The organism is Paenibacillus sp. 598K (genome assembly GCF_003851045.1).
Lineage (GTDB): Bacteria > Bacillota > Bacilli > Paenibacillales > Paenibacillaceae > Paenibacillus_D.
The window spans coordinates 1-231 of record NZ_BFBX01000246.1; the positions used below are offsets into that span (position 1 = coordinate 1).

The 231-nt window shown below is 55.8% G+C and carries 1 protein-coding gene; it reads right to left on the reverse strand.

The annotated features are described in order from the left end of the window. Window positions 1-231 (reverse strand): ABC transporter permease subunit (locus tag PA598K_RS34915; RefSeq protein WP_148092052.1); only part of this gene is annotated, 231 nt, incomplete at both ends.

Sequence of the window (231 nt, forward strand, 5' to 3'; positions counted from 1 at the left end):
CGGCAGCGACAACGGCAGCATGATGCTCAGCAGCGTGCGGAAGTGGCTGCTCCCGTCGATCTCCGCCGACTCCTCGAGGCTCTCGGGGATATTGTTAAGGAACGACACCATGATAATCAGATAAAACGGATTGATCAGCCCCGGCAGTACAAGCGCCCACACGGAGTCCAGCAAATTCAGGTTGCGTACGAGAATGTACTCCGGGATAATGCCGCCGCTGAAAAACATCGT